A 26,142-nucleotide genomic window follows, 5' to 3' on the forward strand; every position below is an offset into this window, starting at 1 on the left:
GGCCGGGAGAGGGCGGGGCCGGGTCCCGCAGGCGCCTGATGCGACCCGGTGAGGGTCGCCGTCACGCTCCAGGGGCTGCCGCGGCTACCGGCGCCGTGGGCGCCGGGGCCGGCCGCCTCGCGTGACGCTAGGCGTCACGCGTCGTGGTCGGTGGTGAGGAAGGTCGCGAGCTCCTCGAGCACGGCCTGCTCGTTGTCGCCCTCGACGCTGACGGTGAGCTCGTCGCCGTGCTCGATGCCGAGCGAGATGATCCCGAGGATCGACGCGGCGTTGACCGGGGTCGCGTCGCCCTTGGCGACGAGGACCTTCTGACCCGACTTCGCCGCGGCCTGGCTGAAGAGCGAGGCGGGGCGGGCGTGGAGGCCCTTCGACGATGCAACCTGCACGGTGCGCTCGACCATGAACGTTTCTCCTTGATCCTGCAGTCGCGACTGCATCAGTGGTGCCCGGAGTCGGGCTCGCCCGGACGGACCGGGCGGGTGGAGGAGTCCCCGTCCGCGCCTGCGACGACCGCGCGAGCGGCGAAGAGGACGGGCAGGGTCTCGAGCACGGCATCGGCACCGTGCGCTCCGAAGACATCGGGCGGGAGGAGGGCGGCCGCGGCTCCCACGAGCTCCGCACGGTGGCGGAGTCCGTCGAACTGCGACTCGAGGTGCGGCCCCACGAGGAGGACGTCGGCCTCGGGGAGGGAGTGGTCGAGACCGGTGAGGGTCTCGGAGCGGAACACGGCATCCATGCCGCGCTCCTTCGCGCCCGCTCGCAGCCGGTGGGCCAGGAACGTGCTCGACGCGCCTGCACCGCAGACGATCAGGATCTTCCGCACCTCGTTCGCCTCCTCGCGTCCGGGTCGTGATTCATCCAAGCATCCCCTCGGAGGGGCGGCACCCTCCAGCAGACAATCTTCCGCGGGGGCGGAAGACGGCCCCTTCCACCCGCGGCGCGGGGGCTCCCGGGCGCGTCGCCGGGGTGATTGACTGACGGGACGTACGACTCGCCGCCCGCGTCCTGCGGGCCCGCGGCAGGGTCGTGGCGCTCCCGGCGCCCGCCCCGACCGCACGCCTGGAGCCTGATGCCTGACAACCGCGAACGACTGCTGGAGTACCTCTCCCGCGCCGACGGCTGGGTGACGGCGCACGAGCTCGCCGACAGGCTCGGAGTCACCACCCGCAGCGTCCGGAGCTACGTCACCGCGGTGAAGGCGCAGGCCGCCCCGCTGGAGCCGGTCGAGTCCTCCGCGAACGGCTACCGGCTCGCGCGCGAGGCGTACGCGGCCTACCTGGAGGCGCAGCGCAGCCGCGACGTCGAGCCCGACACCCCGCGCGACCGGCTGTACAGCATCGTCCGCCGCCTGGTCGACTCCGACGAGGGCCTGGACGTCTTCGCCCTCGCCGACGCGCTGTCGGTGAGCGAGTCGACCGTCGACGCCGATCTGCGCCGGGTGAAGGCCCTCGCCGACGAGGCCGGCCTCGGGCTGGTCCGGCGCGGCCCGTCGGTGCGCCTCGAGGGCAGCGAGGAGGCCCGCCGCCGCCTGATCTCGCGGATGTTCCGCGACGAGAGCGCGCAGGGCGTCTTCACGCTCGACGACGTCCAGCGCGAGTTCGCCTCCCCCGGCCTCGGCGCCTTCAAGACCGAGCTGCTGGCCGAGCTCGAGACCCGCGGCTACTACATCAACGACTACGGCGTGAACAGCGTCCTCCTCCACATCGCGATCGCCGTCGACCGCGTCGCCCGGGGCATCGGGGACCCCTCCGGCTCCCGCCCCTCCCCCGCGATCCACGGCGAGCTCGCGGCCCTGCTGGCGGAGCTGGTGGAACGGCACTTCGCGACGCGCCTGACCGACGCCGAGCTCGCCCAGCTCGCGATCCTGATGACGACGCGGGTGGCGACGCCCGGGCAGAACGAGCCGGTCGCCGCCGTGGTCGAGAACTACCTCGACCCGGAGGACCTCGCCGTCGTCCGCGAGCTCGTCGCCGACGTCAACCGCGAGTACCTGGTCGACCTCGACGACGAGGGCTTCATCGTCCGCCTCGCCCTGCACGTGCGCAACCTGATCGCCCGGGCCGCCGAGGGCGGCTACTCCCGCAACCCGCTCACCCGCTCGATCAAGACCAGCTACCCGATGACCTACGAGATCGCGGTGTTCCTGGCGAGCGGGCTGCAGCGCCGGCGGGGCGTCGTGGTCAACGAGGACGAGATCGCCTACATCGCCCTCCACGTCGGCTCCTTCCTCGAGCGGGTGTCCCGGCGGGAGGAGCGTCTGTCCTGCGTGATCGTCTGCCCCAACTACTACGACCTCGCTCACATGCTGCGCCTGCGCGTCGAGCGCTCCCTCGGCACCGAGGTGGAGGTGCGCTCGCTGATCACGCGGAGCGACGTCGACTGGGACCGGCTCACCGCCGACCTCGTGATCACCACGATCGACGAGCGCCCCGCGTCCGACGACGTCGTGGTGGTGCAGCCGTTCCTCACCGACCACGACGTCGAGACGGTGCGCCGGGCCATCGCCCGCGTCCGCCGGCACCGCCGCCGCGCGCAGATCAAGGACGAGCTGCTGCAGTTCTTCGACGAGGAGCTGTTCTTCCGCAACGTGCACGCGCGCGACGAGGCGGCGATGATCCGGATGCTGGGCGAGCGGATGATCGCCGGCGGCATCATCGACGAGGACTACGTCGACGGCGCCATCGAGCGCGAGCGGATGAGCTCCACGGCGTTCACCGACAACCTCGCGGTCCCGCACGCGATGGCGATGAGCGCCCGCCGCACCTCCATCGCGATCGTCGTGAACGACACGGCGATGGAGTGGGGCGAGCAGCGGGTGAACGTGATCGCTATGATCGCGTTCGCCTCGGCCGGCCGCAGCACCTTCCAGTCGGTGTTCGACCAGTTCGTCGAGGTGTTCGCCGACCGGGCGGAGGTGCAGCGACTCATCCGGCGCTCCACGGACTTCGGCGGCTTCATCGAGGAGCTGGTGCGGGTGATCGACAGCTGACTGTCCGCTCAGACAGGGATCGAGAGGGTGCTGTCGCCCTCTCGCGCCATCCCGCGCCCTGCGGGCGCCCGCCAGACCCGAGCCAGTCGCGAGAGGACGACAGCACCCTCCCTCCGCATCGGATCGGAGGAGCTCTGAGCTGGGGGCCTTTACGCGAAGGGCGTCGGCACGATCCCGTAGGGGGCGAGGCCGGCCGCGCCGCCGTCGGCGAGCGTGGTGACCCAGATGCCGTCGTGGTGCACGGCGACGGAGTGCTCCCAGTGGGCGGCCATGCTGCTGTCCTCGGTCGCGACCGTCCACTCGTCCTCGCGGACGAAGGTCTCGGCGCTGCCCGCGGTGACCATCGGCTCGATCGCGACGACGAGTCCCGGCTTCACCTCGGGGCCGCGCTGGCGCACCCGGTAGTTGAAGACCGGCGGAGCCTCGTGCATGGTGCGCCCGATGCCGTGGCCGATGTAGTCGGTGAGGATGCCGTAGACGCGGCCCGAGCGCTCGGCCTCGTCCTCGATGTACTCCTCGATCGCCGCGCCGACCTCGTTGAGATGGCGGGCGGAGGCGAGGGCGGCGATCCCCCGCCACAGGGATCCCTCGGTCACCCGCGAGAGCTCGGCGCGTGCCGCGACCTCCTCCGGGCGGGAGGGATCGGGCAGGACCACCGTCATCGCGGAGTCGCCGTTCCAGCCGTCGATCTCGGCGCCGCTGTCGATGGAGACCAGGTCGCCCGGCTCGAGCACGCGCCCGCCGGGGATGCCGTGGACCACCTCGTCGTTGACCGAGGCGCAGATCGTGTGCCGGTAGCCCGGGACGAGCTGGAAGTTCGAGTGGCCGCCGAGCGCGACGATCGCCGCCTCGGCGATCGCGTCGAGCTCGAGCGTGGTGACGCCCGGGCGGACCGCCGCGCGGACCGCGTCGAGCGAGGCGGCCGTGGCGAGGCCCGGAGCGAGCATCGACCGCAGCTGCGCGGGCGTCTTGTAGAGCGAGGAGCGGAACGCCACGGCTCAGGCGGCCGGGGTGTCGAGGCGGCCCACGCGGTGGCCCTCGAGGGCGACGACGATCCGCTCGGTCACCTCGTCGACCGGCCCGAGGCCGTCGACCACGACCACGAGCCCGCGGGCCGCGTAGACGTCGATGAGCGGAGCGGTCTGCTCCTCGTAGAGCGCGAGTCGGCGCCGGATGACGTCCTCGGTGTCGTCGCTGCGCCCCTGCTCGAGCGAGCGCTTGAGCAGGCGGCCGACGACCTCGTCGGGATCGGCCGTCAGCTGGACGACCGCGTCGAGCCGGTTGTCGTCCGCGGCGAGGATGCGGTCGAGCTCGTCGACCTGCTCCGTGGTGCGCGGGTAGCCGTCGAGCAGGAACCCGGTCGACGCGTCCGCCTCCTGGAGGCGGTCGTGCACGATCGCGTTGGTCAGCTCGTCCGGCACGTAGCGCCCGTTGTCGAGGTAGGCCTTCGCCTGGAGACCGAGCTCGGTCTCGTTGGCGACGTTCGCGCGGAAGATGTCCCCGGTCGAGATGGCGGGCACCCGGAGGATGTCGCTCAGCCGAGCGGCCTGGGTCCCCTTGCCTGCGCCGGGAGGGCCGATCAGCAGGAGACGGAAGCCGATCGGGTGCGACGTCATCGGAGGAGTCCTTCGTAGTGGCGCTGCTGCAGCTGGGAGTCGATCTGCTTCACCGTCTCCAGGCCGACTCCGACGATGATCAGGATGGACGTGCCGCCGAAGGGGAAGTTCTGGTTCGCACCGACCAGCGCGAGGGCCACGAGGGGCACGAGCGCGATGAGGCCGAGGTAGACCGATCCGGGCAGCGTCACCCGGGTGAGCACGTAGTTGAGGTACTCGGCGGTCGGGCGGCCGGCGCGGATGCCGGGGATGAAGCCGCCGTAGCGCTTCATGTTGTCGGCGACCTCGTCCGGGTTGAAGGTGATCGCGACGTAGAAGTAGGTGAAGCCCACGATCAGGAGGAAGTACAGCGCCATGTAGAGCGGGTGATCGCCCTTGGTGAGGTAGTTCGTGATCCAGGTGACCCAGACCGGGGCCTCCTGGCCAGCGGCGGGCTGGTTGAACTGCGCGATGAGCGCGGGCAGGTACAGCAGCGACGAGGCGAAGATGACGGGCACGACGCCGGCCATGTTGACCTTGATCGGGATGTAGGTGTTGTTGCCGCCGTAGGTGCGGCGGCCGACCATCCGCTTGGCGTACTGCACGGGGATCCGCCGCTGCGACTGCTCCACGAAGACCACGGCGACCACGAGCACGAGGCCCACGCCGAGGACGAGGAGGAAGGTCTCGAAGCCGCGCGACTGCGCGATCGACCACAGGGAGGTGGGGAACTGGGCGGCGATCGAGGTGAAGATCAGCAGCGACATGCCGTTGCCGATGCCGCGCTCGGTGATGAGCTCGCCCATCCACATGATGATCCCGGTGCCCGCGGTCATGGTGATGACCATGAGGAGGATGGAGTACCACTCGTCGGTGATGATGAGCGCCGAGCACTCCGGGACGCCGGAGTTGCCGAAGAGGGCGCCCGAGCGGGCGACGGTGATCAGCGTCGTCGACTGGAGGACGCCGAGCGCGATGGTGAGGTACCGCGTGTACTGGGTGAGCTTGCCCTGACCGGACTGCCCCTCCTTGTACAGGGTCTCGAAGTGAGGGATGACCACGCGCAGCAGCTGCACGATGATCGACGCCGTGATGTACGGCATGATCCCGAGCGCGAAGATCGACAGCTGGAGCAGTGCTCCACCGCTGAAGAGGTTCACGAGCTCGTAGAGACCCGAGGTGCCCTGGTTGCCGGCGAGACAGGCCTGCACGGCGCTGAAGTCGACGAACGGAGCAGGGATGAAGGATCCCAGCCGGAAGATCGCCACGATCGCGAGGGTGAAGCCGATCTTGCGGCGGAGGTCGGGGGTGCGGAAGATCCGCGCAACGGCGCCAAACACTACCTAAGGTCTCCTGCTCAATTCTGTGGTGCGGGATACAGGTCGAGCTTGCCACGCGCTCCCGGAGGGAGTCGGCGTGGCAAGCTCGACCGACAAGCTGCTGGTGCTACTTGATGGATCCGCCCGCAGCGACGATCTTCTGCTCGGCAGAGCTGGAGACCTTGTCGACCGCGACGTTCAGCTTAACCGCAATGTCGCCGTCCCCGAGGACTTTGACCTTCTCGTTCTTGCGGACAGCACCCTTGGCGACCAGGTCGCCGATGGTGACGTCGCCGCCCTGGGGGTAGAGCTCCGCGAGAGCGGACAGGTTCACGACCTGGTACTCGACCCGGAACGGGTTCTTGAAGCCGCGGAGCTTCGGGGTGCGCATGTGCAGCGGCATCTGCCCACCCTCGAAGCCGACGCGCACCTGGTAGCGGGCCTTGGTGCCCTTGGTGCCGCGACCGGCGGTCTTTCCCTTGGAGCCCTCACCGCGACCCACGCGGGTCTTGGCCTTCTTGGCTCCGGCAGCGGGGCGGAGGTGGTGGACCTTGAGCACGTGCTCCTTGGTCGCCGGCGCCGCCGCGCCCTTCGTGGTGGTCGCCTGCGCGGGAGTCGTGGACTCCGCGGCGGCGGCCTTCTTCGTCTCAGCCATTAGTCAATCTCCTCGACCTTCACCAGGTGGGCGACGGTCTTCACGTATCCGCGGTTCTGGGCGTTGTCCTCGCGGACGACGCTCTGACCGATCTTCCTGAGGCCGAGCGAGCGCAGCGTGTCGCGCTGGTACTGCTTCTCGCTGACCTTCGACTTGATCTGGGTCACCTTGAGCTGGGCCATCAGGCACCTGCCTTCGCGTTGGACGCGGCGGCGAGGGCGTCGGCCTCGGCACGGACGAGACGTGCCGGCGCGACCTGGTCGAAGTCGAGACCACGACGAGCGGCGACGGCGCGCGGCTCCTCGAGCTGCTTCAGAGCCTCGACGGTCGCGTGGACGATGTTGATGGTGTTCGACGAGCCGAGCGACTTGCTCAGGACGTCGTGGATGCCGGCGCACTCGAGGACGGCGCGGACGGGACCGCCGGCGATGACACCGGTACCCGCGGCGGCGGGGCGCAGGAGCACCACACCGGCGGCGGCCTCACCCTGGACAGGGTGCGGGATGGTCGAGGCGACGCGGGGGACGCGGAAGAAGTTCTTCTTCGCCTCCTCGACGCCCTTGGAGATGGCGGTCGGGACCTCGCGGGCCTTGCCGTAGCCGACGCCCACCAGTCCGTTGCCGTCTCCGACGACCACGAGCGCGGTGAAGCTGAAGCGACGGCCGCCCTTGACGACCTTCGACACGCGGTTGATGGTCACGACGCGCTCGAGGAACTGGCTCTTCTCGGCGTCACGGCCACCGCGGTCGCGGCCACCCTGGTTGCGGTCGCGGCCGCCGCGGCGGGGCTCACGAGCCTCCTGCTGCGGCTGCGTGGACGCAGCGGTCTCGACGGGGGCCTCCGACACAGCGGCGACCTCGGGTTCCTTGTTCTCTGCGGCGCTCACAGGTTGAGCCCTGCCTCTCGTGCTCCATCGGCGATCGCGGCGACGCGACCGGCGTACTTGTTGCCTCCGCGGTCGAAGACGACCGCCTCGACACCGGCGTTCTTGGCGCGCTCGGCGACGAGCTCGCCGACCTTGCGGGCCTTGGCGGTCTTGTCGCCGTCGAACACGCGCAGGTCGGCCTCGAGGGTCGACGCCGACGCGAGGGTGCGGCCCTGAGCGTCGTCGACGACCTGCACGAAGACGTGGCGGGCCGAGCGGTTGACGACGAGGCGGGGGCGCTCGGCGGATCCGACGACCTTCTTGCGCAGACGGTCGTGACGACGACCGCGCGCAGCGGACTTGCTCTTTCCTCTGGTTCCGAGTCCCATGATCACTTACCGCTCTTTCCGGCCTTGCGGCGAACGACCTCGCCGGCGTAGCGCACGCCCTTGCCCTTGTAGGGCTCGGGCTTGCGGATCTTACGAATGTTGGCGGCCACCTCACCGACGGCCTGCTTCGAGATGCCGTGCACGGTGAGCTTGTTGTTGCCCTCGACCGTGAACGAGATGCCCGCGGGCGGGGTGACGACGACCGGGTGCGAGAAGCCGAGCGCGAACTCGATGTCCGAGCCCTTCGCCAGCACGCGGTAACCGGTTCCGACGACCTCGAGGCCCTTGGAGTAGCCCTGCGTGACACCGATGATGTCGTTCGCGATGAGCGTGCGGGTGAGGCCGTGGAGCGAGCGCGACGCGCGCTCGTCATCGGGACGCGAGACCAGCACCTGGCCGTTCTCGACGGACACCTGGATGGGGCTGGCGACCGAGACGGTCAGCTCGCCCTTGGGGCCCTTGACGGTTACAGCGGATCCGGCGACGGAGACGTCGACGCCCGCCGGGATCTCGATGGGGAGTCTTCCAATACGCGACATGAGGGGTTACCACACGTAGGCGAGGACTTCCCCACCCACGCCCTTCTTCTCGGCCTGGCGGTCGGTCAGGAGACCGCTCGAGGTGGACAGGATGGCGACGCCGAGGCCGCCGAGCACGGTGGGGATCTCGGCCGACTTCGCGTACACGCGGAGTCCGGGCTTCGAGACCCGCTTGATGCCGGCGATCGAGCGCTCGCGGTTCGGGCCGTACTTGAGGGAGATGGAGAGCGTCGTGCCGACGCGCGCCTCCTCGACCTTCCAGTCGGCGATGTAGCCCTCGGTCTTGAGGATCTCGGCGATGTTCGCCTTGAGCTTCGAGCCCGGGAGGGTGATGGAGTCGTGGTGCGCGGAGTTCGCGTTACGGATTCTGGTCAGCAGATCTGCGACCGGATCAGTCATGGTCATGGCTGATGGTGCCTTTCTCGCCTGGTTTCGGCACCCTTTACAAGAGTGACGACCTGTGGTGTGGGACGGCGCCGACGACGTCGACGCCCATGCGGCCGCGCGAACGCAGGCCAACGAGCCATGCTACATGGCGGAGGTCCTGCGGTCGAGGGCTGATCGTGCACGGGATCCGGGGATCCCGCGTGGCGCCCGCCGCCGGCTCCGGACGGACCGGTCCGGCGGCGGACGCACGACGAGGCCGGAGGGCGGTTCTCACCGTCCCCCGGCCTCGAGGCTTGCTGCTTACGCGTTGTCCGACGACTTGAACGGGAAGCCGAGCTGCTTGAGCAGCGCGCGACCCTCGTCGTCGGTCTTGGCGGTGGTCACGACGGTCACGTCGAAGCCGCGGACGCGGTCGATGCGGTCCTGGTCGATCTCGTGGAAGATCGACTGCTCCGTGATGCCGAAGGTGTAGTTGCCGTTGCCGTCGAACTGGCGGTCCGACAGCCCGCGGAAGTCGCGGATGCGGGGCAGCGCCACCGAGAGCAGGCGGTCCAGGAACTCCCAGGCGCGGTCGCCCCGGAGGGTGACGTGAGCGCCGATGGCCTGACCCTCGCGCAGCTTGAACTGCGCGATGGACTTGCGGGCCTTGGTGACCTGCGGCTTCTGACCGGTGATGGCGGTGAGGTCCTTGACCGCGCCGTCGATGATCTTGCCGTCGCGGGCGGCCTCACCGACACCGGTGTTGACGACGACCTTGACCAGGCCGGGGACCTGGTGGACGTTGCCGAAGCCGAACTGCTCCTTGAGAGCGGGGATGATGTCGGCCTGGTACTTGGCCTTGAGCCGCGGCTGAACCTTCGCAGCCACTGCGGTGGTGTCAGTCATTACAGTTCCTCACCCGACGCCTTCGCGTAGCGCACGCGAACGGTCTTGGTCACGCCGTCCTTGGTGACGGCCACGTTGCGGTGGCCGACCCGGGTCGGCTTCTTGGTCTTCGGGTCGACGAGCGCGACGTTGGAGATGTGGATCGAGGCCTCGACGGTCTCGATGCCGCCCTCCTTCGAGCCGCGCTGCGTCTGGCCGACGCGGACGTGCTTCTTGACGAAGTTCACGCCCTCGACGACGACGCGGTTGCGCTCGACCAGCACCTCGAGGACCTTGCCCTGCTTGCCGCGGTCTCCACCGCGGGCCTGGGTAGCGCCCGAGATGACCTGGACGAGGTCACCCTTCTTGATCTTGGCCATGACTAGATAACCTCCGGTGCCAGCGAGACGATCTTCATGAACTTCTTGTCGCGGAGCTCGCGACCGACCGGTCCGAAGATGCGGGTGCCACGGGGGTCCCCGTCGTTCTTGAGGATGACGGCGGCGTTCTCGTCGAACTTGATGTACGAGCCGTCGGCGCGACGGGTCTGCTTGATGGTGCGGACGATGACGGCCTTGACCACGTCGCCCTTCTTCACGTTGCCACCGGGGATCGCGTCCTTGACGGTGGCGACGATGATGTCACCGAGGCCCGCGTAGCGACGGCCGGAGCCTCCGAGGACGCGGATGGTGAGGAGCATCTTGGCGCCGGTGTTGTCGGCGACCTTGACTCGGGATTCTTGCTGAAGCATGTGTCTCTCCTGCTAACTCAAGTAGGCCGCGGCCTACTTGGCCTTCTCGAGGATCTCGACCAGGCGCCAGCGCTTGGTGGCGCTGAGGGGACGGGTCTCGCTGATGACGACGGAGTCGCCGATGCCGGCGGAGTTCAGCTCGTCGTGGACCTTGACCTTGGACGTACGGCGGATGACCTTGCCGTACAGCGGGTGCTTCACCCGGTCCTCGACCTCGACGACGATGGTCTTGTCCATCTTGTCGCTGGTGACGTAGCCGCGACGGGTCTTGCGGTATCCGCGAGCGCCCGCCTCCTTCACGTCGTGGGCGGCCGACTCGTGGCCGGCGCTGTCATTGACGGTTGCCATTACTTGGCCTCCTCGTTCGACTCGGTCGCCTCGACCTCGGCCTTGGCGGCCTTCTTGGTCTTGGGCTTCTTCTCCGCCTTGGCCGGGGCCTCGACGGGTGCGGGGGTGGCGCGGATGCCCAGCTCGCGCTCACGGATGACCGTGTAGATGCGGGCGATGTCGCGCTTGACGGCACGCAGGCGGCCGTTGGTGTCCAGCTGACCGGTGGCCGACTGGAAGCGGAGGTTGAACAGCTCCTCCTTGGCCTTCTTCAGCTCGGTGACGAGACGCTCGTCCTCGTAGGTGTCGAGCTCGGCGGGGGCGAGCTCCTTGGATCCGATCGCCATTACGCGTCTCCCTCCTCGCGCTTGATGATGCGTGCCTTGAGGGGCAGCTTGTGGATGGCACGGGTCATGGCCTCACGAGCGAGCTGCTCGTCGACGCCGGCGACCTCGAAGAGGACGCGACCCGGCTTGACGTTCGCGACCCACCACTCCGGCGAGCCCTTACCGGAACCCATGCGGGTCTCGGCGGGCTTCTTGGTGAGCGGACGGTCGGGGTAGATGTTGATCCACACCTTTCCGCCACGCTTGATGTGACGCGTCATCGCGATACGAGCGGACTCGATCTGACGGTTGGTCACGTAGGCGGGGGTGAGGGCCTGGATGCCGAACTCACCGAACGACACCTTGGTGCCACCGGTGGCCTGGCCGGACCGGCCCGGGTGGTGCTGCTTGCGGTGCTTGACTCGACGCGGAATCAACATGGTTATGCCTCAACTCCTGCTGCGACGGGCGCCTCGCTCTGCTGGCGGGGTGCACGGCGCGGACGGTCGCTGCGCTCGGGGCGCGACGACTTGCTGTTCGCCTGCTCGCGGGCGAGCTCCTTGTTGGTGATGTCGCCCTTGTAGATCCAGACCTTCACGCCGATGCGGCCGAAGGTGGTCTTCGCCTCGTAGAAGCCGTAGTCGATGTTCGCGCGGAGGGTGTGCAGCGGCACGCGTCCCTCGCGGTAGAACTCCGAGCGGCTCATCTCGGCGCCGCCGAGGCGGCCGGAGACCTGGATGCGGACGCCCTTGGCGCCGGCGCGCTGAGCACCCTGCAGGCCCTTGCGCATCGCGCGGCGGAAGGCCACGCGGGCGGAGAGCTGCTCGGCGATGCCCTGGGCGACCAGCTGAGCCTCGGCCTCGGGGTTCTTGACCTCGAGGATGTTGAGCTGGATCTGCTTGCCCGTGAGCTTCTCGAGGTCGGCGCGGATGCGCTCGGCCTCGGCGCCGCGGCGGCCGATCACGATGCCCGGGCGGGCGGTGTGGATGTCGACGCGGACGCGGTCACGGGTGCGCTCGATCTCGATGCGGGCGACGCCCGCACGGTCGAGCTGCGTGGCGAGGAGTCGGCGGATCTTGACGTCCTCGGCGAGGTAGTCGCTGTACCGCTGGCCCTTCTTGGTGCTGTCGGAGAACCAGCGCGACACGTGGTCGGTGGTGATTCCCAGACGGAAACCGTAGGGGTTTACTTTCTGACCCATTACTTGGTCCCCTCCTCAGGAGTGGCCAGCACGACGGTGATGTGGCTGGTGCGCTTGTTGATGCGGAAGGCACGACCCTGAGCACGGGGCTGGAATCGCTTGAGGGTGGTTCCCTCATCGACGAAGGCGCGGGACACGATCAGGTCCTGGTCGTCGAGGTACTCGTTCGAGGCATCGGCCTTGACGCGAGCGTTGGCCATCGCCGAGGCGACGAGCTTGTAGACGGGCTCGGACGCACCCTGCGGCGCGAACTTCAGGATGGCCAGTGCCTCCTGAGCCTGCTTCCCGCGGATCAGGTTCACGACACGGCGAGCCTTCTGGGGGGTGACGCGGATGTGTCGCACGCGTGCGATCGACTCCACCATTTCTCTCCTCCTTCTCGTCGCCGCGTCAGCGGCGACGGCCCTTCTTGTCGTCCTTCTCGTGACCGCGGAAGGTCCGAGTGGGGGCGAACTCGCCGAGCTTGTGGCCGACCATGGTCTCGGTCACGAACACGGGGATGTGCTTGCGACCGTCGTGGACCGCGATGGTGTGACCCAGCATCGCCGGGATGATCATCGAACGGCGCGACCAGGTCTTGATGACGTTCTTGTTGCCGGCTTCGTTGGCCGTGAACACCTTGCGGAGCAGGTGGTCGTCAACGAAGGGGCCCTTCTTGAGACTGCGAGGCATCTTCTACAACTCCTACTTGCGCTTCTTACCGGCGGTGCGGCGGCGAACGATGAGCTTGTCGCTCTCCTTGTTGGGGCGACGGGTGCGTCCCTCGGACTGACCCCACGGGCTGACCGGGTGGCGTCCACCGGAGGTCTTGCCCTCTCCACCACCGTGCGGGTGGTCGACCGGGTTCATCGCGACACCGCGGACGGTCGGGCGGACGCCCTTCCAGCGCATGCGGCCGGCCTTGCCCCAGTTGATGTTCGACTGCTCGGCGTTGCCGACCTCGCCGATCGTGGCGCGGCAGCGCGCGTCGACGTTGCGGATCTCGCCCGACGGCAGGCGGAGCTGCGCGTAGGGGCCGTCCTTGGCGACGAGGCGGACCGAGGTGCCGGCCGAGCGGGCGAGCTTGGCGCCGCCTCCCGGCTTGATCTCGATGGCGTGGATGACCGTACCGGTCGGGATGTTGCGCAGCGGCAGGTTGTTGCCGGGCTTGATGTCGGCGCCGGCGCCCGACTCCACGACGTCGCCCTGCGAGAGCTTGTTCGGGGCCAGGATGTAGCGCTTGGTGCCGTCCACGAAGTGGAGCAGCGCGATGCGCGCCGTGCGGTTGGGGTCGTACTCGATGTGAGCGACCTTGGCGTTGACGCCGTCCTTGTCGTTGCGACGGAAGTCGATCAGACGGTACTGGCGCTTGTGGCCACCACCGATGTGACGCGTCGTGATGCGGCCGGAGTTGTTGCGGCCACCGGTCTTGGACAGCGGGCGCAGGAGCGACTTCTCGGGCGTCGAGCGGGTGATCTCGGCGAAGTCGGCAACGCTGGAGCCGCGGCGACCGGGGGTCGTGGGCTTGTACTTACGAATAGCCATTGTCTGTTTCCTCTACGCTTCTTCGGCTCAGCCGACGCTCGTGAAGATGTCGATGGAGCCGGACTTCAGCGTGACGATCGCGCGCTTGGTGTCCTTGCGCTTGCCGGTGCCGAACTTCGTGCGGCGGGTCTTGCCCTGGCGGTTCAGCGTGTTGATCGACGCGACCTCGACGCCGAAGATCTTCTCGATGGCGAGCTTGATCTCGGTCTTGTTCGAACGCGGGTCGACCACGAAGGTGTACTTGCCCTCGTCGATCAGGCCGTAGGACTTCTCCGAGACCACCGGGGAGATGATGACGTCGCGGGGGTCCTTGTTGAACGCGGCGGACTGGCTCATGCGTTCACCTCTTCCTTGTTGGACTCGACGCCCGACTTGGCCGCGATGAACGCGTCGAGCGCGCCCTTCGAGAACACGATGTCGTCGGAGACGAGCACGTCGTACGCGTTGAGCTGGTCGGCCGGCAGGATGTGCACGAACGGCACGTTGCGGAGCGAGAGCTCGGCGATGTAGTCGTCGCGCTCGAGCACCACGAGGACGTTGCGCGACACCGAGAGGGCGTCGAGCAGGACGAGGACGTCCTTGGTCCGGGGGGTGTCGCCGAGGGCGAGGGACTCGACCACGTGGATGCGGGCACCGCGGGCGCGGTCCGAGAGAGCGCCGAGCAGAGCCGCGGCGATCATCTTCTTGGGGGTGCGCTGCGCGTAGCTGCGGGGGGTCGGTCCGTGGACCACGCCACCACCGGTCATGTGCGGGGCGCGGATCGAGCCCTGACGAGCGCGACCGGTTCCCTTCTGCTTGAACGGCTTGCGACCGGCTCCGGAGACCTCACCGCGGTTCTTCGTCTTGTGGGTTCCCTGGCGCGCCGCGGCGAGCTGGGCCACGACGACCTGGTGGATGAGGGGGATGTTGGTCTGGACGTCGAAGAGCGCGGCGGGGAGCTCGACCGAGCCCGCCTTCTGGCCCTTGACGTCGATGATGTCGACAGAGGTAGCCATGGAACTACGCTCCCTTCACGGCGTTGCGAACGAACACGAGGCGACCGCGGGCACCGGGGACGGCGCCCTTGACGAGCAGCAGGCCCTTCTCGGCGTCGACGGAGTGCACCTTGAGGTTGAGCACGGTGACGCGCTCGCCACCCATGCGACCGGCCATGCGCATGCCCTTGAAGACACGGCTGGGGGTCGAGGAGGCGCCGATGGAGCCGGGCTTGCGGTGGTTGCGGTGCGAACCGTGCGAAGCCGAGACGCCCTTGAAGTTGTGACGCTTCATGACACCGGCGAAGCCCTTGCCCTTGCTGGTGCCGACGACGTCGACCTTGGTGCCGGCCTCGAAGACGGCGTCCACGGTCAGCTCCTGGCCGGCCGAGTAGTCGGCGGCGTCGGAGGTGCGGACCTCGGTGAGGTGGCGGCGGGGGGTGACGCCCGCGGCGTCGAAGTGACCGGCGGCGGGCTTGTTCACCTTGCGCGGGTCGATCGCACCGGCGGCGAGCTGGACGGCGGTGTAGCCGTCCTTCTCCTCCGTGCGGACCTGGGTCACGACGTTGGGGCTGATCTCGATGACGGTGACCGGCACGAGCTTGTTGTTCTCGTCCCAGACCTGGGTCATTCCGAGCTTGGTGCCGAGGAGGCCCTTGCTGGTCTTCAGCGTGGGGGAAACAGTGACAGACATGGTGGCACTCCTCCTTAGAGCTTGATCTCGATGTTGACGTCGGCCGGCAGGTCGAGGCGCATGAGCGAGTCGACGGCCTTGGGCGTCGGGTCGATGATGTCGATGAGGCGCTTGTGGGTGCGCATCTCGAAGTGCTCGCGGCTGTCCTTGTACTTGTGGGGAGAACGGATCACGCAGACCACGTTCTTCTCGGTCGGCAGCGGCACGGGGCCGACCACCGTTGCACCGGCACGGGTGACCGTGTCGACGATCTTGCGCGCCGACGTGTCGATGACCTCGTGGTCGTACGACTTCAGTCGGATGCGGATCTTCTGTCCCGCCATGTGTGATCTCTCACTCTCTTGTTATTGCGTCGTACGCGACTCCCCCGGCCGGAGCCGGACTCGTCTCGCATTGGACGCGCTCGCGAAGGAACTCCGGTGACCCGGAAAAGTGCAACCAGTGTTCTTCTGTCAAAAGCACCGCACCCTCGGAGCGCTCCGATCGGCGTGCAGAACGCACGACGCACGGAGAACCCGTTGAGATGTCGGTTGTTGTCGTTCTGCTACCCGCCGCCTCGACGTCGCACCCGCGCGGCCGCCCTCTCGGGTCGAGCCTCCGCGATGCCGTCTCGGCACTGCCTGGCAGTGTCCCCCTCCGAGCAGCACGCCGCCCGAGAGGAAATTTTGAACTAGAAGAGTCTCCCACAGATGCCCCACCCCTGCAACCCGGGCGTGTCGCGCCGGAGGGCTCCTCCGCGAGCACGTCGTGACGGCCCTGGGGAGCCGGTCGCTCCGAGCAGCAGCGCGGGTCGGAGCGCCTCCCCCGCTACTCGAAGAGCAGCGCCCGGACGGCGGTCTCGGCCGACGCGGGGCGCGACGCGTCGATGGTCTCGCCGCCGCGGAAGTGGTCGAGCAGCCGCGGGTCGACGTAGCTGGCGCGGGCGACCGTCGGCGTGTTCCCGAGCACGTCCGAGGCGTCGCGCATCGCCTGGGCGATCGCGGAGTTCCGAGCGCGCTGCGTGGCCTGCGGGCCCGACTTCGCCAGGCTCAGCGCGGCCGCGACCGTGCCGTGCAGAGTGCGGAAGTCCTTCGCCGTGAAGTCGTCGCCGGCGCGCTCGCGCACGTAGTCGTTGATCTCGGGCGCCGAGATCGGCCGCCACTCCCGCCCGTCCTTCCAGGCGAGCAGGCGGGCGTTCGGCCCGCGACGCTTGAGAGCACGGACGACGCGCGAGAGGTCGTGGTCGAGGATCTCGCTCGTCCACGCCTGATGGCTCTTCCCGGGGAAGGCGAGGGCGACCCGGTCCCCGTGGGTCGTGGCGTGCGCGCACAGGAGCGTCGAGAGGCCGATGCTGCCGTGCTCCTTCGCGTACCTCTCGCTGCCGACGCGGAGCGATCCGGTGTCGAGCATCCGGAAGGCGGTGGCCAGCGCGCGCTCGCGGCTGGGTCCGTCCGAGCGGAGGGCGATGGTCACGGCCCGGCGCGCCCCGGGCAGGGCCTCCGCGAGCCGCAGCGCCCGGTCGAACTTGATCCGGTCCTTCTGCTCGCGCCAGGTCGGATGGTAGATGTACTGGCGGCGGCCGGCGGAGTCGACGCCGGTGGCCTGGATGTGCCCGTTGGGATACGGGGCGATCCAGACGTCCGTCCAGGCCGGCGGGATGCCGAGATGGTCGAACCGCGCGCGCAGCTCCTTGTCGGCGACGGTTGCGCCCTTCGGGTCGCGGTAGCTGAAGCCGGAGCCCGCGCGCACCCGGGTGTAGCCGCGCCCGCTCGAATCGGTCCTGCGGAGTCGTTGCGCGCGAGTGTCAGCCATCGATCCGACGATAGGACGGCGGATCCGAGGCCCGCACCCGCTTGACGGCGGGGAGGAGCAGTCGGACGGCAGCCGCTACTCGTTGCCGATCCGCTTGTCGGCCTGGCGCTTCAGGTCCTCGATGCGGTCGTCGTACTTGCCGTTGGTGAGGCGGCTGGCGATCTCGCCCGCCTTCTCGAGGGTCTGGTCGGAGACCTGCTCGGCCTTCTCGCTCCGCAGCGCGTCCTGGGCCTTCCGGCTGTTGAGCAGTTCGCCGGCCTGGCGTCCGAGCTTCCCGAGATCCACGATGATGCCTCCTTGTAAACGCGCACAGGGCGGCGCGTGCCTCAGTGTGGCGCTCCCGGCTGGGGGAACGGTGCGGGCGCGCCGGTCAGCCGGCCAGTGCGATCACCTGCTCCGCCGCGTCTGCCAGGGCGCGGCCGTAGGAGGGACCGTGACCGGCGGCGTGGACGGCGAGCGGGTGCAGCTGGTGGAGCGGCACCCGCTCCTCGTAGCCGGCCCCCAGCGGATGCTGCTCGCGGTAGCCCTTGAGGACGGCGTCGAGGTGCGGAGCACCGAAGAGGGCCAGCATCGCCAGATCGGTTTCGCGGTGTCCCCCGTGAGCGGCGGGGTCGATCAGGACGGCGCCGTCCGCCGTCCAGAGCACGTTGCCGGTCCAGAGGTCCCCGTGGATCCGGGCGGGCCCCGCACCGTCGTCGAAGGCTCCGGCCGCCACCCGGCCCAGAGCCTGCTCGACGAGCCGCGACTCGGCTGCCGTGAGGTTGCCCGCCTCCACGGCGGGGCCGAGGAACGGCCGCACCCGCTGCTCCGCGTAGAAGCGCCCCCACGAGTCGTCCGGGCGGCACGGCATCCCGCGGCGGCCGATGTACGCGGGGCCGGTCCATCCCGGGGGCGGCGCTCCGAACGCCGCGGCTCCGGCGTCGTGCGTCCGGGCGAGCGCGGCGCCGAGAGCCCGAGCCGACTCGGCCGAGGGACGCACGGAGCGGATCTCCTCCAGCTCGATGCGCCCGGGCGACACCCTCTCCACCCCGACACAGCGCGCACCGCCGTCCGCCTCGCGCAGCCAGTCCAGGCCGGCCGCCTCCCACTCGAAGAACTGCGGGAGGGCACGGGGGTCGCTCTTCACGAAGGGCATGCCGCCACGCTAGCCGGGCGTCCCCGGGAACGACGAGAGGGGCCGCCCGCCGAAGCGGACGACCCCTCTCGAGAGATCGGTAGGACGGACCTACTTGATGATCTTGGTGACCGTACCGGCACCCACGGTGCGTCCACCCTCACGGATGGCGAAGCCGAGGCCCTCCTCCATGGCGATCGGCTGGATCAGCGCGACCGTCATGTCGGTGGTGTCGCCGGGCATGACCATCTCGGTGCCCTCGGGCAGCGTGATGACGCCGGTGACGTCGGTGGTGCGGAAGTAGAACTGCGGACGGTAGTTCGCGTAGAACGGGTTGTGACGCCCACCCTCATCCTTGGACAGGATGTACGCAGTGCCCTCGAAGTCCGTGTGCGGCGTGACCGAACCCGGCTTGACGACGACCTGGCCGCGCTCGACGTCCTCGCGCTTGGTGCCGCGGAGGAGCAGACCGCAGTTCTCGCCGGCCCAGGCCTCGTCGAGCTGCTTGTGGAACATCTCGATTCCGGTGACCGTGGTCTTCTGCGTCGGGCGGATGCCGACGATCTCGACCTCGGAGTTCAGAGCGAGGGTTCCACGCTCCGCACGGCCGGTGACGACGGTTCCACGACCGGTGATCGTGAAGACGTCCTCGATCGGCATGAGGAACGGCTTGTCCTTGTCGCGCACCGGGTCCGGGATGGACTCGTCGACCGCGTCCATCAGGTCGAGGATCGACTGGGTCCAGGTGTCGTCGCCCTCGAGAGCCTTGAGGCCGGAGACGCGCACGACGGGGGCGTCGTCGCCGGGGAAGCCCTGCGACGAGAGGAGCTCGCGGACCTCGAGCTCGACGAGCTCCAGGATCTCCTCGTCGTCCACCATGTCGGCCTTGTTCAGCGCGACGAGGAGGTAGGGGACGCCGACCTGCTTGGCGAGGAGGACGTGCTCACGGGTCTGAGCCATCGGGCCGTCGGTGGCGGCGACCACGAGGATCGCGCCGTCCATCTGGGCCGCGCCGGTGATCATGTTCTTGATGTAGTCGGCGTGACCCGGGGCGTCGACGTGCGCGTAGTGGCGCTTCGGCGTCTCGTACTCGACGTGCGAGATGTTGATCGTGATGCCGCGCTGGCGCTCCTCGGGAGCGGAGTCGATCGACGCGAAGTCACGCTGGACGTTGGTCGCGGACGGGAACTTGTCCGCCAGAACCTTCGAGATCGCCGCGGTGAGCGTGGTCTTTCCGTGGTCGACGTGACCGATGGTTCCGATGTTGACGTGCGGCTTGGTCCGCTCGAACTTGGCCTTAGCCACTGTGGGTCCTCCTCAGGACTTAGGTGCAAGCATCCGCATCCGGGCGGCCGCACGGGGCGGCACGAGGACAGGAGGACTTGCGGGGGTTTTGTGTACGTATGTTACCGGCAGTGGTCGTGCGGCCGTCCCGCTGCGACAGGGGGCGCGCTGCACTCGGCAGCAAACCCGCACGACACTACCAGGCCGCCGCCGTTCCGGGGAACGGCGACGGCCCAGGGGCGGAGCTACTCGCCCTTGTTCTTCTGGACGATCTCCTCGGCCACGGCCTTGGGGACCTCGGCGTAGGTCTCGAACGTCATCGAGTAGACGGCGCGGCCCGAGGTCTTCGAGCGCAGATCTCCGATGTAGCCGAACATCTCGGACAGCGGGACGTTGGCCCGGATGACCTTGATGCCGGTGGCGTCCTCCATCGACTGGATCATCCCGCGACGCGAGTTGATGTCGCCGATGACGTCGCCCATGTACTCCTCGGGAGTACGGACCTCGACGGCCATGAGCGGCTCGAGGAGGACCGGCTGCGCCTTGCGCGAGGCCTCCTTGAACGCGATCGAGCCGGCGATCTTGAACGCCATCTCGGAGGAGTCGACGTCGTGCGCCGCTCCGTCGACCAGGGTCGCCTTCACGCCGACCATGGGGTAGCCGGCGAGCACGCCGACCTGCATGGCGTCGCGGATGCCCGCGTCGACGGAGGGGATGTACTCGCGCGGGACGCGGCCACCGGTGACGCCGTTGACGAACTCGTAGGTCTTGTCGGCCTCGACCTCCATCGGCTCGATGGTGATCTGGACCTTCGCGAACTGGCCGGAGCCACCCGTCTGCTTCTTGTGGGTGTAGTCGTACTTCTCGACCGTGCGGCGGATCGTCTCGCGGTACGCGACCTGGGGCTTGCCCACGTTGGCCTCGACGTTGAACTCGCGCTTCATGCGGTCGACCAGGATGTCGAGGTGCAGCTCGCCCATTCCCTTGATGACCGTCTGACCGGTCTCCTGGTTCTGCTCGGTGCGGAAGGTGGGGTCCTCCTCCGCGAGCTTCTGGATCGCGGTGCCGAGCTTCTCCTGGTCCGCCTTCGTCTTGGGCTCGATGGCGACCTCGATGACGGGCTCCGGGAAGGTCATCGACTCGAGCACGACCTGCGCGGCCGGGTCGCTCAGGGTGTCACCGGTGGTGGTGTCCTTGAGGCCGATGACGGCGTAGATGTGGCCGGCGGTGACCGAGTCGACCGGGTTCTCCTTGTTGGAGTGCATCTGGAAGATCTTGCCGATGCGCTCCTTCTTGCCCTTGGTCGAGTTGATGACCTGGGCGCCGGAGTCGAGCTTGCCCGAGTAGACGCGGACGTAGGTCAGGCGGCCGAAGAACGGGTGCACGGCGACCTTGAACGCGAGCGCCGAGAAGGGCTCGGTCGAGTCCGCGTGGCGCATGATGACCTTCTCCTCGTCGCGGACGTCGTGCGCCTCGATGGCGGGGACGTCGAGCGGGGAGGGGAGGTAGTCCACGACAGCGTCGAGCATCGGCTGGACGCCGCGGTTCTTGAACGCCGAGCCGCAGAGCACCGGGTAGATCTCGGAGTTGACGGTCATCTTGCGGATGGCGGCCTTGATCTCCGCGACGGTGAGCTCCTCGCCGCCGAAGTACTTCTCGAGCAGCTCGTCGGAGGTCTCCGCGACGGTCTCGAGGAGCTTCTCGCGGTACTCCGCCGCCTTGTCGGCGAGGTCGGCCGGGATCTCCTCGATCTCGTACTTCGCGCCGAGCGCGACGTCGCCCTTCGAGTCGCCGCGCCACGTGAGCGCGCGCATCTCGACCAGGTCGACGACGCCCTCGAAGGAGGACTCCGCGCCGATGGGCAGCTGGATGACCAGCGGCTTCGCGCCGAGGCGCTTGATGATCGTGTCGACCGTGTAGTAGAAGTCGGCGCCGAGCTTGTCCATCTTGTTGACGAAGCAGATGCGCGGGACGTCGTACTTGTCGGCCTGACGCCAGACGGTCTCGGACTGGGGCTCGACGCCCTCCTTGCCGTCGAAGACGGCGACGGCGCCGTCGAGGACGCGGAGCGAGCGCTCGACCTCGACCGTGAAGTCGACGTGACCGGGGGTGTCGATGATGTTGATCTGGTTCTTGTTCCAGAAGCAGGTCGTCGCGGCGGACGTGATCGTGATGCCGCGCTCCTGCTCCTGCGCCATCCAGTCCATCGTCGCGGCGCCGTCGTGGACCTCGCCGATCTTGTGCGTGATACCCGTGTAGAACAGGATGCGCTCGGTGGTGGTGGTCTTGCCGGCATCGATGTGGGCCATGATGCCGATGTTGCGGACCTTGTTCAGGTCGGTGAGCACATCTTGTGCCACGGAGTTCCTCCGATAGGTGATGGAGCCAGCGCACCGGGTTCATGGCCGAATGGCTGGGATTCTGGTGGTGGCGGTCGCCCGGTCGCGGGGATCGGGCGATCCGCCGCCGGGACCGGGCCCGCAGCGGTGACGCCGCGGGCCCGGTGGTCGCGGTCGCCCGGGGGCGGCCGCGGGGTGCGCTACCAGCGGTAGTGCGCGAAGGCCTTGTTCGACTCGGCCATCTTGTGGGTGTCCTCGCGACGCTTGACAGCGGCGCCCAGACCGTTCGACGCGTCGAGGATCTCGTTCATGAGACGCTCGGTCATCGTCTTCTCGCGACGGGCCTTCGCGTAGCTGGTGAGCCAGCGGAGCGCGAGGGTGTTGGCGCGGTGGGGCTTGACCTCGACCGGGACCTGGTAGGTCGAGCCGCCGACGCGGCGGCTGCGGACCTCGAGGGTCGGGCGGACGTTGTCGAGCGCCTTCTTGAGGGTGACGACCGCGTCCTGACCGTTCTTGCCGGCGACGCCCTCGAGGGCACCGTAGACGATGCGCTCGGCGAGGCCCTTCTTGCCGTCCAGGAGGATCTTGTTGACGAGCTGGCTGACGATGGGAGCGCCGTAGACGGGGTCTGCGACGACGGGGCGCTTGGGAGCGGGGCCCTTACGAGGCATTACTTCTTCTCCATCTTCGCGCCGTACCGGCTGCGAGCCTGCTTGCGGTTCTTGACGGCCTGGGTGTCCAGGGCGCCGCGAACGATCTTGTAGCGGACACCGGGGAGGTCCTTGACGCGACCGCCGCGCACGAGCACCATCGAGTGCTCCTGCAGGTTGTGGCCCTCGCCGGGGATGTAGGCGGTGACCTCGGTGCCGTTGGAGAGCTTCACGCGGGCCACCTTGCGGAGGGCCGAGTTCGGCTTCTTGGGCGTGGTCGTGTAGACGCGCGTGCAGACGCCGCGCTGCTGGGGGTTGGCCTTCAGGGCGGGCGCCTTGGTCTTGGTGACCTTCGGCGTGCGTCCCTTGCGGACCAACTGCTGAATCGTTGGCACTGGTTTTGCTCCTTGAATGCTGCACGGTGACAGCGGATCGATGGTCGACATTCGGCCCTCCCGTCTCCGGGAACGGCCGAGTTCATCTGGACCCGACGCACCCCGCGGCCCCGCGAGCGGGACCGGGAGGGTGAGGGGTATGCCGTGGGGGCCGCCCGATCGGACGAACCCGCGGATCCTCGCGGACCCGGTGGAGCGAAGTGCGGCGACCGCATCGGCCCGGAGGCACGACACGAGCGCACGGCAAAGCGCACACCCGAAGAATATTACGGGGAGTGACGGGGCCGGTCAACCGAGCGGCGTTCGCCCTGGGAGATGCCGCAGCGCCGCGACGAGACGCGCCGGGACTCCGCCCTCACTCCCGCTCGTCGCCCTCCCAGCCCCAGTGGGGGCTGCGGCCGCCGGCGTCGCGACGGGCCAGGAGCAGGAGGAACACGAGCTGGACGGCCGCCGCGAGCACGCCGGTCGCGATCGCGAAGACAGTGGGGGCGTGGTCGAGGATCCAGCCGAGGATCTCCCCCGGCTCCTGGCGGCCGAGCCCGTAGAGCGCTCCGCCGGTGAGGAGGAAGAGCAGGTAGACGACGACCCCGGTCAGCAGCGACGGGCCGAGGACGCGGTGGACGGCGGGACGGGCGGCGAGGGTCACCATCGCGACCAGCACGGCGACGACGCAGACCGCCACCGACACCGGCCCCAGCAGCGGACCGGCGTCGCGCTCGGGCACGACGTCCTGGTCCAGCAGGAGGCTGAGGACCCCGAACGCGCAGACGACCAGGGCGAGGTAGAGGAACGCGGCGAAGCCGGCCAGCGCGAGGCCGTAGCCCAGGCCGGCTCCGCGGCCCTGCCCCTGCCCCTCCGGAGTCACGACTGCGCGGCCGCTTCGCGCTCGGCGTTGCGGCGCTTGACGCCCCGGGCACGGCCCGCGATCGCGGCGCCGCCCCAGACGCTCGCCTCCCGGCCGAGGACGCCGGCGGCGAGGACCGCCGCGAGTACGGCGGGATCGCGGACGTAGTCGAGCGCGAGGGAGCGGTCGATCGGCAGGGCGAGCGGTCCGACGGCGCTCCAGCCGCCGACCAGCGCGGCCGCGGCCGTGAGGAGGGCGACGAGGAAGCCGGCGAGGACGTAGGCCCACCAGCCCGCGCGGTTCACGACCAGCACGATCAGCGCCAGGCCGACGAGGAACGCGGCCACCGGGGCGAGGAAGAGCGCGGTCGGCGCAGCGTCGAGCGCGAGGGCGACCGGGTCGCCGCCGACGCGGTCGACCAGCAGGCGGATCGCCGTCAGGGCGACGAGGTACAGGACGGCGAAGACCGCGGTCGTCAGGAGGGCGAGCGCGAGGCCCGCGAGGCGGTTGCCGGAGCGCCGGACCGGCTCGGGCTCGGCCTCGACCGGCCCGAGGGCGCTGGGGGCTGATGCCGCGACGGCCGGGGCGACGGGCTCGACGGTCGGCTGCCGGCCCGTCACTGGTTCGGGCCAGACGTACTCCCGGGTCGGCTGGGGTCCGGTTCCGCCGGACGTCTCGGTCGCGGAGGGGATCCGCGTGGTCTCGGCGTCGCTGCTCCAGGTCACCCGGACAGCATAGGCACGCCTTCCGCCGCGCCCGGTGCGCCGCGCGGCTCCCCGTCGACGGGGGACAGCGCCGACCGTCTACTCGAGCGGGTGGAGGAGGCGGTGCAGGAACTGCCGGGTGCGAGGCTCCCGCGGCTCCCGGAGGATCTGCGCAGGGGCGCCCCGCTCGACGACCACGCCGTCGGCCATGAAGACGACCTCCGAGGCCACCTGCCGGGCGAACTCGAGCTCGTGCGTCACGACGAGCATGGTCCAGCCCTCCCCCGCCAGCTCCCGCATCAGCGAGAGCACGTCGCCGACCAGCTCCGGGTCCAGCGCCGAGGTGGGCTCGTCGAAGAGGAGCAGATCGGGCCGCAGCGCGAGCGCCCGGACGATGCCCACGCGCTGCTGCTGACCGCCGGAGAGCTCGAAGGGGTAAGCGCTCCCCCGGCCGCCGAGGCCGACGCGCTCGAGCAGGCGCTCCGCCTCCGGGACCACCTCGGACGCGGGACGGCGCTGCACTCGCAGCGGCCCCTCCGTCACGTTCTGGAGGACGGTCAGGTGCGGGAAGAGGTTGAAGTGCTGGAAGACCATCGCGGAGTGGTCGCGCAGCCCGGTCAGCGCCTTCCGTCCGACGCCGCGGTCGAAGTCGAGGACGCTGCCGTCGGCGAGCTCGACCACCCCGCCGTCCGGCACCTCGAGGCTGTTCAGCGAGCGCAGGACGGTGGTCTTGCCCGAGCCCGAGGGCCCGATCAGGGCGACGACCTCGCCGCGGCGGATCTCCAGGTCGATGCCGCGCAGCACCTCCACCCCGCCGAACGACTTGCGGAGGCCGCGGGCCGTGAGCACGGGCCGCGCGTCGGTCGGAGTGTCAGCGGGCGACATAGCGGTCCAATCGCTTCTCGAGCAGACCCTGGCCGCTGGAGAGCACCAGGCAGATGAGCCAGTAGATCAGAGCGGCCTCGAGGTAGAGGAGCATGAACTCGCTCGACGCGGTGGCGATCTTCTGCGCCTGCCGGAAGAGCTCGGTCACCAGGATGAGGGAGGCCAGCGAGGTGTCCTTCACCAGCGAGATGAAGGTGTTCGACAGCGGCGGGACGGAGACGCGCGCGGCCTGCGGGAGGATGATGCGCCGCAGCGAGAGCGAGCGGCTCATGCCGATCGTGTGCGCCGCCTCCCACTGCCCCTTCGGGACGCTGAGGATCGCCGCGCGGATCACCTCCGCCGCGTAGCCGCCCACGTTGAGGGCGAACGCGATGGTGGCGCTGGGCCAGGGATCGATCTTCAGTCCGAGGCTCGGCAGCCCGTAGAAGATCACGAACAGCTGCACCAGGAGCGGCGTGCCCCGGATGACGGAGATGTAGGCACGCGCGATCCAGGAGAGGATCCGCACCCGCGAGAGCCGCATCAGGGCGACCGCCAGCGCGAGCACGAGCCCGATGGCGAAGCTCGCCAGCGCGAGCGGGATCGTCCCGACGATGCCCCCGGAGAGGATCGGCCAGAACGACCGGAGGACGAGGTCCATTGTGTTCTCCCGCCTTCGCGGGAGGATCCGCGGTCGGCTCGATCGGGTGGTGGCGTCGGGGGCGGATCGTCTCCGCCTCCTGGGGAATGCTGGCACG

Annotated in this window: 37 protein-coding genes; 1 reads left to right on the forward strand and 36 read right to left on the reverse strand. The window is 69.2% G+C overall.

Annotated features, from left to right (window positions below; all coding sequences use genetic code 11):
• Nucleotides 1-134 precede the first annotated feature (134 nt).
• Together C5C30_RS14465 and C5C30_RS17790 are read right to left on the reverse strand one after the other, a co-directional pair.
• Nucleotides 135-401 (reverse strand): HPr family phosphocarrier protein, encoded by a 267-nt coding sequence (locus C5C30_RS14465; protein WP_104224553.1) that lies wholly within the window; start codon nt 399-401, stop codon nt 135-137.
• Between the two features lie 35 nt (nt 402-436).
• Nucleotides 437-862, reverse strand: a complete 426-nt coding sequence (locus C5C30_RS17790) for a PTS sugar transporter subunit IIB (RefSeq protein ID WP_181065531.1) — start codon at nt 860-862, stop codon at nt 437-439.
• Between the two features lie 207 nt (nt 863-1,069).
• Here C5C30_RS17790 and C5C30_RS14475 point away from each other — a divergent pair, with 207 nt between their 5' ends.
• The gene (locus C5C30_RS14475; RefSeq protein WP_104260916.1) at nt 1,070-2,989 is read left to right on the forward strand and encodes a BglG family transcription antiterminator; all 1,920 of its coding nucleotides are present in this window, start codon (nt 1,070-1,072) and stop codon (nt 2,987-2,989) included.
• Nucleotides 2,990-3,138: 149 nt separating this feature from the next.
• On the opposite strand, the gene map is transcribed toward C5C30_RS14475, so the two are convergent.
• The 34 genes from map to C5C30_RS14645 form a co-directional block, all read right to left on the reverse strand.
• Nucleotides 3,139-3,984 (reverse strand): type I methionyl aminopeptidase, encoded by an 846-nt coding sequence (gene map, locus C5C30_RS14480; protein WP_104226753.1) that lies wholly within the window; start codon nt 3,982-3,984, stop codon nt 3,139-3,141.
• A 3-nt stretch (nt 3,985-3,987) separates the two neighbouring features.
• Entirely contained in the window at nt 3,988-4,605 is a 618-nt protein-coding gene (locus C5C30_RS14485) for an adenylate kinase (RefSeq protein WP_181028829.1), read from the reverse strand.
• Nucleotides 4,602-5,924 carry a preprotein translocase subunit SecY gene (gene secY, locus C5C30_RS14490; RefSeq protein ID WP_104224557.1) on the reverse strand — a complete coding sequence of 441 codons (1,323 nt, stop codon included), beginning with the start codon at nt 5,922-5,924 and terminating at the stop codon, nt 4,602-4,604. The genes C5C30_RS14485 and secY overlap by 4 nt, the downstream gene beginning before the upstream one ends.
• 106 nt (nt 5,925-6,030) lie before the next feature.
• Nucleotides 6,031-6,558 carry a 50S ribosomal protein L15 gene (rplO, locus tag C5C30_RS14495; RefSeq protein WP_104226755.1) on the reverse strand — a complete coding sequence of 176 codons (528 nt, stop codon included), beginning with the start codon at nt 6,556-6,558 and terminating at the stop codon, nt 6,031-6,033.
• The gene (gene rpmD / locus C5C30_RS14500) at nt 6,558-6,740 is read right to left on the reverse strand and encodes a 50S ribosomal protein L30 (protein WP_181024623.1); all 183 of its coding nucleotides are present in this window, start codon (nt 6,738-6,740) and stop codon (nt 6,558-6,560) included. The genes rplO and rpmD overlap by 1 nt, the downstream gene beginning before the upstream one ends.
• Nucleotides 6,740-7,444, reverse strand: coding sequence for a 30S ribosomal protein S5 (rpsE, locus tag C5C30_RS14505; protein ID WP_104224559.1), 705 nt, complete (start codon nt 7,442-7,444; stop codon nt 6,740-6,742). The genes rpmD and rpsE overlap by 1 nt, the downstream gene beginning before the upstream one ends.
• A complete protein-coding gene (gene rplR, locus C5C30_RS14510; RefSeq protein WP_056037296.1) occupies nt 7,441-7,812 on the reverse strand; it encodes a 50S ribosomal protein L18 in 372 nt (123 codons plus the stop codon). The genes rpsE and rplR overlap by 4 nt, the downstream gene beginning before the upstream one ends.
• 2 nt (nt 7,813-7,814) lie before the next feature.
• Nucleotides 7,815-8,351 (reverse strand): 50S ribosomal protein L6, encoded by a 537-nt coding sequence (rplF, locus tag C5C30_RS14515; protein ID WP_104333990.1) that lies wholly within the window; start codon nt 8,349-8,351, stop codon nt 7,815-7,817.
• A 6-nt stretch (nt 8,352-8,357) separates the two neighbouring features.
• Entirely contained in the window at nt 8,358-8,756 is a 399-nt protein-coding gene (rpsH, locus tag C5C30_RS14520; RefSeq protein WP_068209423.1) for a 30S ribosomal protein S8, read from the reverse strand.
• Between the two features lie 282 nt (nt 8,757-9,038).
• Nucleotides 9,039-9,623, reverse strand: coding sequence for a 50S ribosomal protein L5 (rplE, locus tag C5C30_RS14525; RefSeq protein ID WP_068209425.1), 585 nt, complete (start codon nt 9,621-9,623; stop codon nt 9,039-9,041).
• A complete protein-coding gene (gene rplX / locus C5C30_RS14530; protein WP_104224561.1) occupies nt 9,623-9,982 on the reverse strand; it encodes a 50S ribosomal protein L24 in 360 nt (119 codons plus the stop codon). The genes rplE and rplX overlap by 1 nt, the downstream gene beginning before the upstream one ends.
• Before the next feature lie 2 nt (nt 9,983-9,984).
• On the reverse strand, nt 9,985-10,353 hold the full coding sequence (gene rplN / locus C5C30_RS14535; protein ID WP_104224562.1) for a 50S ribosomal protein L14: 369 nt from the start codon (nt 10,351-10,353) through the stop codon (nt 9,985-9,987).
• Between the two features lie 33 nt (nt 10,354-10,386).
• The gene (gene rpsQ, locus C5C30_RS14540; protein ID WP_104224563.1) at nt 10,387-10,701 is read right to left on the reverse strand and encodes a 30S ribosomal protein S17; all 315 of its coding nucleotides are present in this window, start codon (nt 10,699-10,701) and stop codon (nt 10,387-10,389) included.
• On the reverse strand, nt 10,701-11,027 hold the full coding sequence (gene rpmC, locus C5C30_RS14545) for a 50S ribosomal protein L29 (RefSeq protein WP_104224564.1): 327 nt from the start codon (nt 11,025-11,027) through the stop codon (nt 10,701-10,703). The genes rpsQ and rpmC overlap by 1 nt, the downstream gene beginning before the upstream one ends.
• Entirely contained in the window at nt 11,027-11,446 is a 420-nt protein-coding gene (rplP, locus tag C5C30_RS14550) for a 50S ribosomal protein L16 (RefSeq protein WP_068209436.1), read from the reverse strand. Before rplP ends, rpmC begins: the two co-directional genes overlap by 1 nt.
• Before the next feature lie 2 nt (nt 11,447-11,448).
• On the reverse strand, nt 11,449-12,207 hold the full coding sequence (gene rpsC, locus C5C30_RS14555; protein ID WP_068209439.1) for a 30S ribosomal protein S3: 759 nt from the start codon (nt 12,205-12,207) through the stop codon (nt 11,449-11,451).
• A complete protein-coding gene (rplV, locus tag C5C30_RS14560) occupies nt 12,207-12,572 on the reverse strand; it encodes a 50S ribosomal protein L22 (protein WP_077221988.1) in 366 nt (121 codons plus the stop codon). The genes rpsC and rplV overlap by 1 nt, the downstream gene beginning before the upstream one ends.
• Before the next feature lie 25 nt (nt 12,573-12,597).
• Nucleotides 12,598-12,879 (reverse strand): 30S ribosomal protein S19, encoded by a 282-nt coding sequence (rpsS, locus tag C5C30_RS14565; RefSeq protein ID WP_055787078.1) that lies wholly within the window; start codon nt 12,877-12,879, stop codon nt 12,598-12,600.
• Between the two features lie 12 nt (nt 12,880-12,891).
• The gene (gene rplB / locus C5C30_RS14570) at nt 12,892-13,731 is read right to left on the reverse strand and encodes a 50S ribosomal protein L2 (protein WP_068251462.1); all 840 of its coding nucleotides are present in this window, start codon (nt 13,729-13,731) and stop codon (nt 12,892-12,894) included.
• Between the two features lie 27 nt (nt 13,732-13,758).
• Nucleotides 13,759-14,067, reverse strand: a complete 309-nt coding sequence (gene rplW / locus C5C30_RS14575) for a 50S ribosomal protein L23 (RefSeq protein ID WP_068209445.1) — start codon at nt 14,065-14,067, stop codon at nt 13,759-13,761.
• Complete coding sequence (gene rplD / locus C5C30_RS14580; protein WP_104224565.1) at nt 14,064-14,726, reverse strand: 50S ribosomal protein L4; 663 nt, start codon at nt 14,724-14,726, stop codon at nt 14,064-14,066. The genes rplW and rplD overlap by 4 nt, the downstream gene beginning before the upstream one ends.
• Before the next feature lie 4 nt (nt 14,727-14,730).
• Nucleotides 14,731-15,399, reverse strand: a complete 669-nt coding sequence (gene rplC, locus C5C30_RS14585) for a 50S ribosomal protein L3 (RefSeq protein ID WP_104224566.1) — start codon at nt 15,397-15,399, stop codon at nt 14,731-14,733.
• Nucleotides 15,400-15,413: 14 nt separating this feature from the next.
• The gene (gene rpsJ, locus C5C30_RS14590) at nt 15,414-15,722 is read right to left on the reverse strand and encodes a 30S ribosomal protein S10 (protein WP_005050520.1); all 309 of its coding nucleotides are present in this window, start codon (nt 15,720-15,722) and stop codon (nt 15,414-15,416) included.
• A 484-nt stretch (nt 15,723-16,206) separates the two neighbouring features.
• On the reverse strand, nt 16,207-17,190 hold the full coding sequence (locus C5C30_RS14595) for a DNA topoisomerase IB (RefSeq protein WP_104333991.1): 984 nt from the start codon (nt 17,188-17,190) through the stop codon (nt 16,207-16,209).
• A 75-nt stretch (nt 17,191-17,265) separates the two neighbouring features.
• Nucleotides 17,266-17,475 (reverse strand): antitoxin, encoded by a 210-nt coding sequence (locus C5C30_RS14600; protein WP_159939075.1) that lies wholly within the window; start codon nt 17,473-17,475, stop codon nt 17,266-17,268.
• An 85-nt stretch (nt 17,476-17,560) separates the two neighbouring features.
• Nucleotides 17,561-18,325 (reverse strand): fructosamine kinase family protein, encoded by a 765-nt coding sequence (locus tag C5C30_RS14605; RefSeq protein WP_104333992.1) that lies wholly within the window; start codon nt 18,323-18,325, stop codon nt 17,561-17,563.
• A 90-nt stretch (nt 18,326-18,415) separates the two neighbouring features.
• Nucleotides 18,416-19,609, reverse strand: coding sequence for an elongation factor Tu (tuf, locus tag C5C30_RS14610; RefSeq protein WP_104224570.1), 1,194 nt, complete (start codon nt 19,607-19,609; stop codon nt 18,416-18,418).
• A gap of 224 nt (nt 19,610-19,833) precedes the next feature.
• Nucleotides 19,834-21,948 (reverse strand): elongation factor G, encoded by a 2,115-nt coding sequence (gene fusA, locus C5C30_RS14615; protein ID WP_104247597.1) that lies wholly within the window; start codon nt 21,946-21,948, stop codon nt 19,834-19,836.
• Between the two features lie 179 nt (nt 21,949-22,127).
• The gene (gene rpsG / locus C5C30_RS14620) at nt 22,128-22,598 is read right to left on the reverse strand and encodes a 30S ribosomal protein S7 (protein ID WP_068251443.1); all 471 of its coding nucleotides are present in this window, start codon (nt 22,596-22,598) and stop codon (nt 22,128-22,130) included.
• The gene (gene rpsL / locus C5C30_RS14625) at nt 22,598-22,972 is read right to left on the reverse strand and encodes a 30S ribosomal protein S12 (protein ID WP_011186743.1); all 375 of its coding nucleotides are present in this window, start codon (nt 22,970-22,972) and stop codon (nt 22,598-22,600) included. The genes rpsG and rpsL overlap by 1 nt, the downstream gene beginning before the upstream one ends.
• A gap of 355 nt (nt 22,973-23,327) precedes the next feature.
• Nucleotides 23,328-23,837 carry a DUF6121 family protein gene (locus C5C30_RS14630; protein WP_104233922.1) on the reverse strand — a complete coding sequence of 170 codons (510 nt, stop codon included), beginning with the start codon at nt 23,835-23,837 and terminating at the stop codon, nt 23,328-23,330.
• Entirely contained in the window at nt 23,834-24,541 is a 708-nt protein-coding gene (locus C5C30_RS14635; RefSeq protein WP_104247595.1) for a hypothetical protein, read from the reverse strand. The genes C5C30_RS14630 and C5C30_RS14635 overlap by 4 nt, the downstream gene beginning before the upstream one ends.
• Nucleotides 24,542-24,619: 78 nt before the next feature.
• Complete coding sequence (locus C5C30_RS14640) at nt 24,620-25,405, reverse strand: amino acid ABC transporter ATP-binding protein (RefSeq protein WP_104226760.1); 786 nt, start codon at nt 25,403-25,405, stop codon at nt 24,620-24,622.
• The gene (locus C5C30_RS14645; protein WP_104224574.1) at nt 25,392-26,045 is read right to left on the reverse strand and encodes an amino acid ABC transporter permease; all 654 of its coding nucleotides are present in this window, start codon (nt 26,043-26,045) and stop codon (nt 25,392-25,394) included. Before C5C30_RS14645 ends, C5C30_RS14640 begins: the two co-directional genes overlap by 14 nt.
• Nucleotides 26,046-26,142: the final 97 nt, after the last annotated feature.

This window comes from Rathayibacter sp. AY2B5, assembly GCF_002931645.1.
In the GTDB taxonomy this organism is placed as follows: Bacteria; Actinomycetota; Actinomycetes; order Actinomycetales; family Microbacteriaceae; genus Rathayibacter.